The sequence below is a fragment of the Halopseudomonas bauzanensis genome (genome assembly GCF_900114735.1).
Taxonomy (GTDB): Bacteria; Pseudomonadota; Gammaproteobacteria; order Pseudomonadales; family Pseudomonadaceae; genus Halopseudomonas; species Halopseudomonas bauzanensis.
This window is the reverse complement of sequence record NZ_FOUA01000004.1, coordinates 150335-163799: the sequence shown is the minus strand read 5'-3', so window position 1 is coordinate 163799 and position 13465 is coordinate 150335. Positions and strand designations below refer to the sequence as shown.

At 61.0% G+C, this 13465-nt stretch carries 9 protein-coding genes; 3 read left to right on the top strand and 6 right to left on the bottom strand.

The annotated features are described in order from the left end of the window. Positions 1 to 296: 296 nt before the first annotated feature. The 3 genes from BM267_RS10710 to BM267_RS10700 all read left to right on the top strand — a co-directional run bounded on the left by BM267_RS10710 (position 297) and on the right by BM267_RS10700 (position 6376). Entirely contained in the window at positions 297 to 2675 is a 2379-nt protein-coding gene (locus BM267_RS10710; RefSeq protein WP_074779939.1) for an efflux RND transporter permease subunit, read from the top strand. A gap of 181 nt (positions 2676 to 2856) precedes the next feature. Next, complete coding sequence (locus tag BM267_RS10705; protein ID WP_083392493.1) at positions 2857 to 3969, top strand: WD40/YVTN/BNR-like repeat-containing protein; 1113 nt, start codon at positions 2857 to 2859, stop codon at positions 3967 to 3969. A gap of 55 nt (positions 3970 to 4024) precedes the next feature. Then, on the top strand, positions 4025 to 6376 hold the full coding sequence (locus BM267_RS10700; RefSeq protein ID WP_036992397.1) for an efflux RND transporter permease subunit: 2352 nt from the start codon (positions 4025 to 4027) through the stop codon (positions 6374 to 6376). A gap of 202 nt (positions 6377 to 6578) precedes the next feature. On the opposite strand, the gene BM267_RS10695 is transcribed toward BM267_RS10700, so the two are convergent. From BM267_RS10695 to BM267_RS10670, 6 genes are read right to left on the bottom strand one after another with little or no spacing between them, the layout of a single operon-like run. Beyond that, complete coding sequence (locus tag BM267_RS10695; protein WP_074779937.1) at positions 6579 to 8237, bottom strand: BatD family protein; 1659 nt, start codon at positions 8235 to 8237, stop codon at positions 6579 to 6581. Then, a complete protein-coding gene (locus BM267_RS10690) occupies positions 8234 to 10039 on the bottom strand; it encodes a VWA domain-containing protein (RefSeq protein ID WP_074779935.1) in 1806 nt (601 codons plus the stop codon). Before BM267_RS10690 ends, BM267_RS10695 begins: the two co-directional genes overlap by 4 nt. Further along, positions 10032 to 11033, bottom strand: a complete 1002-nt coding sequence (locus BM267_RS10685) for a vWA domain-containing protein (protein ID WP_235818270.1) — start codon at positions 11031 to 11033, stop codon at positions 10032 to 10034. Before BM267_RS10685 ends, BM267_RS10690 begins: the two co-directional genes overlap by 8 nt. Then, the gene (locus BM267_RS10680; protein WP_074779933.1) at positions 11023 to 11487 is read right to left on the bottom strand and encodes a DUF4381 family protein; all 465 of its coding nucleotides are present in this window, start codon (positions 11485 to 11487) and stop codon (positions 11023 to 11025) included. The genes BM267_RS10685 and BM267_RS10680 overlap by 11 nt, the downstream gene beginning before the upstream one ends. Further along, entirely contained in the window at positions 11487 to 12416 is a 930-nt protein-coding gene (locus BM267_RS10675) for a DUF58 domain-containing protein (protein ID WP_074779931.1), read from the bottom strand. Before BM267_RS10675 ends, BM267_RS10680 begins: the two co-directional genes overlap by 1 nt. A 6-nt stretch (positions 12417 to 12422) precedes the next feature. Further along, positions 12423 to 13382, bottom strand: coding sequence for an AAA family ATPase (locus BM267_RS10670; RefSeq protein ID WP_036992391.1), 960 nt, complete (start codon positions 13380 to 13382; stop codon positions 12423 to 12425). Positions 13383 to 13465 lie beyond the last annotated feature (83 nt).

Here is a 13465-nt window from a genome sequence, read left to right as displayed (position 1 = left end):
ATTCGCTCTAAGATAAGTCACCCGATCACTCAGGGTGACCAATAACAACAAGGGGTCTCCATGCGTAATTTCCTGAAGGAACAGGTTTGCGCCGCGCTGTCCCATGACAGTGATCCGTATCGCTCCAATGGAGCCGCTCTCCTTTCTTGTGCTTGTTCATTCTGCATCCTTGGGTTGCATGCGCACCGCGCATGGTCCTGCCAGCACGTCCTCCTCCCGAGTCGTGATCACCAGGCAGGCTTTTCAGTGCTCTTATCCGCAGTCTGACAATAATAATTACAGCCAGGAGAGTCTGGATGTCCCAGAATGATCAGGAAGAAGCTACCTTCATGGAGCGTCTGGTTTTCAATCACCGGTTGACGGTTGTGGTGCTGTTTGCGCTGGTGACCCTGTTTCTCGGCTATCAGGCCACCAAGGTCAGGCCCGATACCAGCTTCGAGAAGATGATTCCGCTCGAACACCCCTACATCGTCAATATGCTCGAGCATCAGGACGACCTGGCGAGCCTGGGCAATTCCATCCGTATCGCGGTATCCATCAAGGAAGGGGATATCTTCTCCAGCGAATACATGGAAACGCTCAAGCGCATCAATGACGAGGTGTTCTTTCTGCCGGGTGTGAACCGGGCGGGGCTGCGCTCCTTGTGGACGCCGAACGTACGCTGGACCGAGGTGACCGAATACGGCTTTGATGGCGGCCCGGTGGCCAGCCGACCTTCTTATGAAACCGAGGACGACCTCGACGAGCTGCGCATCAATGTGCTCAAGTCCGGGGAAATCGGTCGTCTGGTGGCGAATAACTTCAAATCCAGCATCATCGAAGTGCCGCTGCAGGAATACTATCCCAACCCGGAAAATCAGTCCGAGCTCATGCGTCTGGATTACGGTCAGTTCTCCGACATGCTGGAGCAGAAGATCCGTAATGAGTTCCAGGATGAGAACCCGAACATCCAGATCCATATCGTCGGCTTCGCCAAGAAGGTCGGTGATCTGATTGAGGGCCTGACGGCGGTGATGTTGTTCTTTGCCGTCGCGGTCGGCATTACCTTCTGCCTGCTGTACTGGTTCACCTGGTGTATCCGCAGCACCATCTCGGTATTGGTCACGACGCTGATAGCGGTGGTCTGGCAGCTCGGCCTGATCCACCTGGTCGGTTTCGGACTGGACCCCTATTCGATGCTGGTGCCGTTTCTGATCTTTGCCATCGGTATCTCCCATGGCGTCCAGAAGATCAACGGTATCGCCTTGCAATCCGGTGGCGCTGACAGCGCTCTGATGGCTGCCCGGCGCACCTTCCGCCAACTGTTCCTGCCTGGCATGATCGCCATCCTGGCCGACGCCGTGGGGTTCATCGCGCTGCTTATCCTGGACATCGGCGTGATTCATGAGTTGGCCATCGGCGCATCGCTGGGTGTGGCGGTGATCGTGTTCACCAACCTGATCATGCTGCCGGTGGCGATTTCCTATATGGGTATCAGCAAGCGGGCAATCGAGCGCAGCAAGCGTGATGCCGTGCGCGAGCATCCGTTCTGGCGTGCTCTGTCCAATGTCGCGCATCCGCGTCTGGCGCCGGTGATCGTGATTCTGGGTCTGGTCGCCGGGGTCGGCAGCTTCCTCTATCAGAAGGCTAATCTGCAGATTGGCGATCTGGATCCAGGGGCGCCGGAATTGCATGCCGATTCGCGCTACAACCTCGATAACGACTTCATCATCAGCAACTACTCCACCAGTTCCGACATCCTGGTGGTGATGGTGGAAACCCCATTGGAGATGTGCTCGGCCTACAAGACCATGGAGGCAATCGATCAGCTGGAATGGCGCATGAACAATGTGCCTGGCGTGCAGTCGACGGTATCGCTGGTGACGGTGGCCAAGCAGGTGATCATGGGCAACAACGAGGGCAATCTGAAGTGGCAGGGGCTGTCACGCAACCAGGATAACCTCAATACCGCGATAAGCCGGGCCCCTGAGGGCATGTTCAACAGTGCCTGCTCGCTGGCGCCGGTGCTGATCTATCTCAACGATCACAAGGCCGAGACCCTTGAGCGGGCGGCCGACGAGGTCAAGGCCTTCGCCGAGGAATACGATACCGATACGCTGAAATTCAAGCTGGCGGCAGGCAATGCGGGTATCGAAGCGGCAACCAACGAAATCATCGCGACGTCCGAACTGACCATCCTGGTATTGGTATACATCTGGGTTGGGGCCATGTGCCTGTTCACCTTCCGCTCGTTCCCGGCGACCATCTGTATTGTTCTGCCACTGATCCTGACATCCGTACTGGGTAACGCGCTGATGGCCTTCCTGGGAATCGGCATGAAGGTCGCGACCTTACCGGTGATCGCGCTGGGGGTGGGTATCGGGGTGGACTACGGTATCTATATATACAGTCGTCTGGAAAGTTTCCTGCGCGCTGGCATGCCGTTGCAGGAAGCCTATTACCAGACCCTGCGCTCCACCGGGAAAGCGGTATTGTTCACCGGCCTGTGTCTGGCCATCGGCGTGGCGACCTGGATCTTCTCCGCGATCAAGTTCCAGGCTGATATGGGACTGATGCTGACCTTCATGTTCATCGTCAACATGTTCGGCGCGATGCTGCTGTTGCCAGCGCTGGCCCGCTTCCTTATCAATCCCGAGAAAATCCGCAACAAGAAGGAATCCTTTCTGCAACATTGAATGAGTTTGCAGTGAATATGGCGACTTTGGCGACGATCGGAAGGGATCGGCGCCGAGTCATTATCATCGACATGATTAACAAAAGATAACCAAGCCCGGTTGGCGGACCTTGTCAAAGCTCGATAGTATTCGGCAGACATGCCAATCGGCAGAGAGTCTATAAGAACAAAGGGGAAGGACTATGCACGAGCCAAATTCCTGGCGCGTTTCATCTCGCAGAATCATCATGACGCTGGGGTTGTCCGGTGCACTAATGGGGCCCGCCTCGCTGGCCATGGCACAGGATGTTGCCAGCGACGATCTCAAACCAGCAATTATTTCGCTGAAAGCGAGCAAATCTCTGCTGCTTGACATCGAGCAGGCCGGCCAGCGTCTGGTGGCGGTCGGTTCACGCGGCCATATAGTCTATTCCGATGATCAGGGTGGCAACTGGTTACAGGCGCCGGCTCCGACGCGCCAACTGCTTACTGCCGTGGATTTCGTCGATGAGCGCAACGGCTGGGCGGTGGGCCACGACTCGCTGATTCTGCATTCCTCTGACGGTGGTGAAAGCTGGGCGGTGCAATACCGTGATCCGGAAATCGATGCGCCGGACGATGAAGGTTTCGGCTTCCTGGAAAAACCACTGATGGACGTCTGGTTCCGTGATACCCGGACCGGCTTCGCCGTGGGCGCCTATGGCCTTTTCCTGCGTACCGAGGATGGCGGTCAGACCTGGGAAGATGTGTCCTTCGATATCGATAACCCAGATGGTTTCCATTACAACGCCCTGACGGTCGTCAAGGACACCGGACTGTTCCTGGTCGGCGAAATGGGCACGATGTACCGTTCGGCCGACTTCGGCGATACCTGGGAAACCCTGACGGACATGCCCTATGACGGTTCCTGGTTTGGCGTTGCCGGTACTGGCGAACCCGGTGTGGTGCTGGCGTGGGGTTTGCGCGGCAACATGTTCCGTTCCACTGATTTCGGTGAAAGCTGGGAGCAGGTCGAGCTGCTGACGCCCAATAACGGCGAGTTGGAGGCGACCCTGTCGGGAGGGCAGCTTGCGGCTGATGGTCGTTTGATCGTGGTCGGTACTGGTGGCGTGGTTGTTGTCAGCGATGATCATGGACGCAGTTTCCAGGTGACTGTGCGCCCGGATCGGGTGGCGCTGGCGAATGCGTTTGGCCTGCAGGACGGCAGTATCGTGCTGGTAGGGCAGCGAGGCGCTGTGAAGGCGGATGGGAAAGGCATGTCGGCGGCTGGCGGTACTGCACTGACCCTGCCCGTACCGACGGCAGAAGAAGAATAAACCGCCGCGAACGATGACGTTCGTGCAAAGAAGAATTAAAGCCAGGAGAATCTGGATGTCGAAACACCATCAGGAGACCGCTCCACTTGTGGAGCGTGTCATCTTCAATAACCGACTGATCATGCTGCTGATCTTTGCGGCACTGACCATCTTTTTCGGTTTTCAGGCGACCCAGGTCCGCCCGGTCACCAGCTTCGAGAAGATGATCCCCCTCGAACACCCCTATATCGTCAACATGATCGAGCATCAGGACGATATGGGCAATCTCGGCAACTCCATCCGGATTGCGGTTGCCATTGAAGATGGCGACATCTTCTCTACCGAATACATGGAGACCCTCAAGCGCATCAACGATGAGGTGTTCTTCCTGCCTGGCGTGGACCGTGCCAATCTGCGGTCGCTATGGACACCGAACGTGCGCTGGACCGAAGTGACCGAATACGGTTTCGACGGTGGTCCGGTTGCCAGCAAGCCCGCTTACCTGACAGCAGAAGATCTGGAAGAGCTGCGTGTCAATATTCTCAAGTCGGGTGAAATCGGTCGGTTGGTGGCGAATAACTTCAAGTCCACCATCATCGATGTGCCGCTGCAGGAATCCTATCCCAACCCGGAAAACCAGTCGGAGCAGATCCGCCTGGATTACGGTGAGTTCTCCCGCCTGCTGGAAGAGAAGATCCGCAGCGAGTTCCAGAACGAGAACCCGAATATCAGCATCCACATCATCGGCTTTGCCAAGAAGGTCGGCGACCTGATCGACGGTATCATCAAGGTGGTGATGTTCTTCGGCGCGGCGCTGCTGATTACCTTCGTGCTGCTGCTGATCTTTACTCGCTGCCTGAAAAGCTCGCTCACCACGCTGGTCTGCTCGGTTATCGCGGTAATCTGGCAGCTCGGCCTGTTGCGTACCATGGGCTTCGGTCTGGACCCTTATTCGATTCTGGTACCGTTCCTCGTATTCGCCATCGGTATCTCCCACGGCGTGCAGATCATCAATGCCATGGCGATCGAATATGCCGGGGCGGATGATGCCTATACCGCAGCCCGGCGCGCCTTTCGCTCGCTGTACATTCCGGGCATCGTGGCGCTGGTATCGGACGGTGTGGGTTTCGTGACCCTGCTGCTGATCGAGATTGAAGTAATCCGCGAGCTGGGTATTGCCGCTTCCGTTGGGGTGGGTGTGATCATCCTGACCAACCTGATGCTGCTGCCAATCCTGATGTCCTATATCGGTATCGGCAAGGGTGCGGTGCAGCGCAACCGGGATATGGTTTCTCGTCCGCAGAAGCTGTGGCAGTCCATTTCCGGCTTCGCCCATCCAGCGGTGGCACCGATTTCCGTGGTGCTGGCCATTCTCGGCTTTGCCTTCGGCATCTATTACGGTAAAAACGTCGAGATCGGCGATCTTGATCCGGGTGCACCGGAGCTGCGCGCCGATTCGCGCTACAACCTGGATAACGATTTTATCATCCGTAACTACTCGACCAGTTCCGACGTTCTGGTGGTCATGGTCAGTACGCCGCCGGAGATGTGTTCGGCCTATGAAACCATGGAAGCCATCGACCAGCTGGAATGGCGCATGAGCAACCTGGCCGGTGTACAATCGGCGGTATCGTTGGTGACCGTGGCCAAGCAGGTGATCATGGGTAACAACGAGGGCAGCCTGAAGTGGCAGGCGCTGTCGCGTAACCAGGACAACCTGAACACCGCGATCAGCCGCGCCCCTGAAGGCATGTTCAATGCCAGCTGCTCACTGGCACCGGTGATGATCTTCCTCAACGACCACAAGGCTGACACGCTCACCCGGGCTACCGCTGCGGTCGAGGAATTCGCCGAGGAATACAACACCGAGAACATCACCTTCAAGCTGGCTGCCGGTAATGCGGGTATCGAAGCGGCGACGAACGTCGTGATCGAGAAGTCCCAGCTGAAAATGCTGCTTACCGTTTATGCGGTGGTCATCCTGATGTGTCTGGTGACGTTCCGCTCGATCCGTGCGGTGCTCTGCATCATCATTCCGCTGGCGCTGACCTCGGTCCTTGCCAACGCGCTGATGGCGTTCCTCGGCATTGGAGTGAAGGTGGCGACCCTGCCGGTGATCGCGCTGGGGGTGGGGATCGGTGTCGACTACGGCATCTATATCTACAGCCGCCTGGAGACCTATCTGCGTCAGGGGATGCCGCTGCAGGAAGCCTATTACGAAACCCTGAAAACCACGGGCAAGGCGGTGACCTTCACCGGTTTCACCCTGGCCATCGGTGTGGCGACCTGGATCTTCTCCGCGATCAAGTTCCAGGCTGACATGGGCATTCTGCTGACCTTCATGTTCCTGTGGAATATGTTCGGTGCCCTGTGGCTGTTGCCGGCCCTGGCGCGCTTCCTGCTCCGTCCGGACAAGATGCGCAACTGATCTGTGCAAGCAGGACGAAAGGCCGCCCGGGTAACCGTGCGGCCTTTTTGTTTGTTCGGTGGGTGGGTCTCCCGGAAAGTCACCGCCTATGGAGTGGCGGGTTCGAGCTCGACACAAGGGGCAGGCGCAGGCTGGCAATGATCATGAGGTAGCATTTGCTGGGGGCGGGAGTCCCGGCAGCACCTGCACTTGCGATGGGGGTTCAGACTTCGGGGTACAGCCCTTCGGGTTTGGCGGCCTGTTCTTCCTCCGCTTCCCGGCGGCGGCTCTGGATGACCATACGCACGGCACGCCACAGCGGCTTGCCGCGCCAGGGATGGTGAGCACGGCCGAACAGGCAGGCATTGAGTTCGTCGAGAGCCTCTTCCAACTCCAGGTAATTATGTGCCAGGCCAATCAGCCCCTCGCCATGCTGCTGGCGCGCCCAGGCTTCCAGCGCCTTGCGGGCATCCGCTGGCTGGTTGGTCCGACAGGCCGCCTGCAGGTCCGCCAAGGGGTTGCCCTGATCCTGGTCACCCAGATCTTCTTCGGCTTCCGGTAGGCTGAAGTCGGCCAGCGCCCGGCGGGCCTGACGCAGAAAATACAGGCTGGCTGCCAATGCCAGTATCAGCAATGCAGTTGCCAGCTGCCAGGGCCAGAGCAGGGCGGGCTCGGCCATGGGAAAGTTGACCGGACCGGCAGTGGATGAAAAGTCGCCACTACGACTGACGTTCAGGGTGACCGCATCCAGTGTGGCAGTCTCCAGTCGGTCCTGCTCGGTATTCCACCAGTTGACCACGACTGGCGGCAGGGTATAGGAGCCTTCCTGCAGGGCGACCAGCGCGGCGCTGTCATGCCGTGCGCTGCTGATGCCTTCATCACTGTTGCGGCTTTCCAATCGTGGTTGATCGGCATACTGACGCAACTCATCGACCGCGCCCGTGGTCAGGCTCTGCAGCGCCGGCAATTGGCTGGCATTCAGACCGCGGGCTTCCAGGATCAATGTTCGTGTCAGGGGCTCGCCACTGAGCAGATCAATGCCGGGGTCCGGTTGCCAGGTCTGGCTCAGACTCAGCGCCGCCGCCGGCAACCAGGGGGCACCGGCAGGGTAGCTGTCAGGGACAGGTCTTACCTGCAGGCGAATGCTCGGCGAGCGCACCTGGACCAGCTTGCCGGTGCGCGCCGAGAATCGCTCATTGCTGGTGGGTTGCAATACCGTGGCGCTGAACAGTTGCGAGGGGATATCCAGCTCGCCGCTCTGTTGGGCGAAGAGGGCGTAGCGCATCTCGATCACGCCGTGGCGTACCCCGTTCATGGTCCGCTCGAAATGCCGGGGCGGCCCCAGGCTCTCGACGCGGGCATTGGGTATGTCCAGGCCGCTCAGGGTGGAATCGTCGAACAGCGATACCGAGTGGTAGATGCGCAGGGTCAACAATACCTGGGCCTGCACATAGGGCGTTTCGATATCCACTTCGCTGTCGATGAACACCGGCGCCAGTTGCGCGCTGCTGTCGCTGGCGGCTTGCGCTGCCGACAGTACCTGCAGGGAGACCGGCTGGCTCGTCACTGCGCCCAGCTGCAGCGGCGGGATGACCACAAAGCCGGTGCGCAAGGGGAGCAGTGTGACTACCCAGCGGGTGACGGGAGTGGTTTTGCCGTCGGCCTGGCTGACCAGGCTCAATTGCCGGGTGCGCTGTACCTCGAAGTTTTCTTCCAGCGGGGTCAGGTCCAGCTCGCTCAGGCGGCTGGCCGAAGGGGTTTCCAGGGTCAGCTCCAGGGCTTCACCTTCCACCAACCGGGTGCGGTCGACGCTGGCATCCAGAGCAGCGTGGGCCAGCGGGCTGAGCACCACCAACAGCCACAGTGTTATCAATCTAATCATCGCGGCGGTTCCTGTTGCTGCAGATGTTGATAGAGAAATTTGCGCCGCAACAACTCCGCCGGATCATCCGGAATCTCCCTGAGCCATTGTTGCAGTGCCTGTCGCTGTTCCAATGCTGCGTTGTTGTTTTGCTGCTGTGGGCCGCGCGGGCTGGTTGAGCCGCCTTCTTCCCGCTGCGGACCGCTGCCCATTGAGGGGCTAGCCTGGCCGTTGTTCAGATCGCCAGATGCCGCGCCTCCGGTCGCCGGCGTTGTGCTGCCCGGCGTCGCGTCAGCCTTGCTGCCCTGGGCGGATGTTGACGCGGCGGGGGTGGGCTCTTTGCCGTTGCCGTTGCCGTTGCCGTTCCCAGCCGTCTGACTGCCGGTTGTGCGAGGCTGTTCCCCTGATGAGGCCGCGTCTCCCTCAGTACTGGCGTCTTCCTGTTGCTGCTGTCGCAACTGCTCCAGCAGCGCCTCGATGATACCGCGGTTGTGCCGCGCGGCGGTATGTCTCGGGTCCCGGGTCAGGGCCTGCTCGTAGGACTCCAGCGCCGGTTGATAGTCGCCGGCCATGGCCTGAGCGGTACCGCGGTTGAAATGATGCTCAGCATTGTCGGGCTCGGTGGCGGCCAGTGCTGCCCAGGCCGTGGCGGCTTGCTCGTAGTCTCCGGCCTGATATAACGCCCAGGCGTGCCAGGCTGGATCGCTAAAACGCTCGGCAGCCGCGGCGGGCTGCTGTTGCTCGAGTAGCTGCATTGCCTGCTGGTCGGGGCGTTGCCAGAGATCCGCCCAGCTCAGGGCTTGCGCTGGTGGTGGCAGCAGCGCCGCAATCAGAAGCACCCCTAACCAGCCGCGCCGTGCCCCTAGCGCGGCTAATGGCAACAGCAGTAGCACCAGCCAGTGGCCTTGATCCAGTGGCAGGTGACGGTCGCTCACCTCGGCGTCGGTGGTGGTGCGCAAGGGCTGCAGCAAGTAATCCAGGTCCCGATTGCCGACGGTGATGCCATGGTAACGACTACCATGCTGGCGGGCCACCGCTGCCAGCTGTTGACCATTGAGCCGGGGCAACAGGATACGCCCCTCGCTGTCGCGCATGAAACCGCCCTCTGGCAGAGGGACCGGCGCACCGGAGGCGGTGCCAATGCCCAGAATGGCCAGTTGCGCGCCGAGTTCCCGGGCATGGCTGGCCAATACTTCACGCTCCGGGCTATCCAGACCGCTGGTCAACAGCAGTATCTGCGAGGTGCTCTGTGGGTGGCCGGAAAGCATTTGCCGGGCCAATACCATCGCCTGGTCCAGGTTCTGGCCGTCGATCGGCATAATTTCCGGGTCCAAGGCCGTCAGCAGGCTGCGCAGCGTATTACGATCCCGGCTCAGCGGGCTCACCCGGTGGGCGCTGCCGGCGAACGCGACCAGCCCCAGCTGACTGTCAGGATAGTCCTGCATCAAGGTACGGATCTTGTGCTTGGCCCGCTGCAGGCGATCAGGTGCAAGATCGTCGGACAGCATGTTGCGCGATACATCGAGCACCATGACCACCGCACTGTCCGGTAACCGCCGGGGTTGGTTGGTGCTGTCCATCACCGGACCGGCCAACGCCAGGATTGCCAGGGTCCAGGTCAGCCCGAGAAGGACAAAGCGCAGCGCGTGACTGCCGCCGGGATGTTGTTGCAGCAACCAGGGCCGCAGCGAGGCGGGCAGCAACTGTTCCCAGCCCGATTGACGCCAGCCGCGCTGATATAACAGCACCAGCAGAATGACCGCCGGTGGCAAGACCAGCAGCCACAGCGGGCGGGCGAAGGACAGGCCGAGCAATTCAGTCATGCTGATGACTCCGGCGTACCATGTTGCTGGATAACGTCAGGCTCAGCAGTAGCGCCAGCGCCAGAGGCCAGGGATACAGTGGGGTGGCCTGGCGATCGGGCAGGCCTTCGCGCAGTGCTGGCTCCAGAGTGTCGAGCTGTTGATAAATGGCCTGCAGATCGGCTTCGTTGCGGGCGCGGAAATAGGCCCCACCGGTGAGGTGGGCAATCTCTCGGAGGCTCACCTCATCCAGTTCGATGGACGGATCGAACTGCAACCCCCAGAGACTGGACGTGACGCCATCCGGGGCCAGGGTGTCGGCACCCACGCCGATACTGAAGATGCGGATGCCGTGCTCCGCGGCCAGCCGGGCAGCGCGCAGCGGGCTGACGCTGCCGGCGGTATTGGCGCCATCGGTGATCAGAATCAGCACCCGGCTGGCGGCGGGTTCGTCCAGCAGCCGTTTGATAGCCAGGCCAATGGCATCGCCGATCGCGGTTTCACGGCCGGCCAGGCCGATAAAACTTTCGTCGAGCCATTCGCCGATGGCCTGGCGGTCATGGGTAAGGGGCGCCTGGACATAGGCCTGCGAGCCGAACAGGATGAGCCCCAGGCGGTCCCCCCGGCGGCGTTCGACAAACTCACCGAGCAGGTGTTTGACCAGCGTAAGTCGATCAACGGGTTTATTGTCCAGCTGCATATCGCGAAACTCCATGCTGCCGGACAGGTCCAGGGCCAGCATCATGTCGCGGCCGGTGACCGCCGTGGGCAAGCTGTCGCCCAGTAGCTGGGGGCGGGCGGCGGCCACGACCAGCAGCGCCCAGACCACCAGATATGGCCACTTGCGGCCGGGACTGCCCGGCTGGGCTGCCAGCGGTTGCAACGCTTGCAGCCGTTCCATGAAACCGACCTGCAATGCGGCAGAGCGGGTTTCGGCCGGAGGCAGCCAGCGCCGATACAGCCAGGGCAGCGGCAGCAACAGGAAGCACAGCGGCCAATGGAATTCAAACATCATGATGGCGCACCCAGCGGCGCAACTCTGCGAGCAGGGCCTGGCGCTGTGCCGGGCTCAGATCGACCTGCGGTCGGTAGAGATCCGCCGCCAGCGGTTGCAGCGCCTGGCGCTGGGCCCCCGGATAGCGGCTGCAGAGATAATCGAGCCAGGCCTCGCCAAACAACCGGGTCGCCGCGACATCGCCCCGTAGCTTCAACAACTGCTTGATCCGGGTGTTGATCGCGGCCAACCACTGGGCATCCGGCAGGCTGGCCGGCACATCCGCGACTACTCGCCAACTCTGGCGCTGCTGCCGCCGTTGCCGCCGCCGGGCATGGCGCAGCAACCAGGGCAGCAGGAGGGCGATCAACAGAACACCGATCACCAGCAGCCACCAGCCGGGGGCCGGGGGCCACCAGGGGATAGGCGGCGGCAGCGCCGGGTGGGTAAGTTGTGCCTGAAGCGCCTGTTCCATCAATGCCGCCTCCGCGCGTACATGCTCAACATCAACTGGAGCTGGTCGATCGGCGTGCGACTGGTCTCCAGCGGCTGCAAGCCGCAGCGCAACCGGCTCGCGAGCCGCTGCCAGCCTTGCTGGCGGGTCAGGAATTGGGCGGCCCAGGCCTCACGCAGCGACGCATTGGTGGTGTTGAGTGTAAGCCGCTGCTGACCCTGCACGAACTCCAACCCTGGACTGCTGGGCAGGCTGGCCTCCAGTGGATCAAATATCGGCAACAGCACCAGATCACTGTGCGCGCTCAAGGCATTGAGCAGCGGCTGGCTCAAGCCATCGATGGCAGCGTGATCGCAGAGCAGATAGAGGATACTGCCGGGGCGAATCACCTCGCGGCTGTGGCGTAGCGCAAGATTCAGCGGTTCGCTGCCAGGCGGGGCGATGCTCGGTTGCAGCGCCTGATTCGCTTTGAGCAGTTGGCTGAACAGCTGCAGGATCGCCCGTCGACTGCGACGCGGGCGCACCTCATGGCACTGCTCGGCATCGAATACCATACCGCCGATGCGGTCGTTGTGTGCCAGCGCCATCCAGGCGATCAGGGCGCAGGCCTCTGCAGCCAGCACCGATTTGAAACACAGCTGAGAGCCGAAGAACAGCCGGCTGCTTTGTTCGCAGATGATGAATACCGGCCGTTCGCGCTCTTCATTGAAAACCTTGGTATGGGCTTTGCGGGTGCGTGCGGTCACGCGCCAGTCGATATTGCGAATGTCATCGCCCGGCTGGTAAAGGCGCACCTGATCAAAATCGATGCCCCGGCCACGCAACCGCGACAATTGCTGGCCGGCCTGACGCCCGGAATGCAGCGGGCGCCCGGACAGTGGTAGTTCGCGGCAATGCCGGCGCTCCTCCAGCAACGAGTCGAGGGTGACGTAGACCGCGGCGTCACTCATGTCTGTCTAGACCACGGCAACGGATTCGACCAGCAGGGTGATGGCCCGGTCGGCGTCGATGCCGGCCGCTTCGGCCTCGAAACTGAGCATCAAGCGATGGCGCAGCACATCATGGACGATGGCCTGCACATCCTCTGGGCTGACGAAATCCCGCCCGGCCAGCCAGGCGTGGGCGCGGGCGCAGCGGTCCAGAGCGATGGTGCCGCGCGGGCTGGCGCCCATCTGGATCCATTCCGCCAGCTGCGGGTTGTACAGCTCTGGACGGCGGGTGGCCATGATCAGCTGGATCAGATATTCCTCCACGGCCTCGGCCATGAACAGGCCGAGCACTTCCTGACGAGCAGCAAGAATGGCGGCCTGGCTGACCTGCTCGGCAATACGCGGCTCGAAGCCCTTGGCTTCGCCCCGGGCCAGATGCAGGATCTGGCGCTCCAGCGCGGCATCGGGAAAACCGATGCGTACATGCATCAGGAAGCGGTCCAACTGGGCCTCGGGCAGGGGGTAGGTGCCTTCCTGCTCGATCGGGTTCTGGGTGGCCATCACCATGAACAGCTCAGGTAGCGGCCAGGTCTCGCGGCCGATGCTTACCTGCCGCTCGGCCATGGCTTCGAGCAGAGCCGACTGTACCTTGGCCGGGGCCCGGTTGATCTCATCGGCCAATACCAGATGGTGGAAGATCGGCCCCTGTTGAAAGCTGAAGCTGGCGGTTTCCGGGCGGTAGACCTCGGTGCCGGTAATGTCCGCCGGCAGCAGGTCGGGGGTGAACTGGATGCGGTGAAAATCCGCCTCGATACCTTCGGACAACACCTTGATCGCCTTGGTCTTGGCCAGCCCCGGTGCCCCCTCCACCAGCACATGACCACCGGCGAGCAGGCAGATCAGCATGCGGTCGATCAGCTGCTCCTGGCCGAAAATCTGCTGGGCCATGAAGGTTTTCAACTGGAGCAATGACTCGCGATGGGACATGAAGCAGATTCCTTGGCTGGTCGGTCTTCCTGCAATGGGTGTCACTTTACCGAAAAGCCCATGGTCTAGACTAGGGTCTGTTC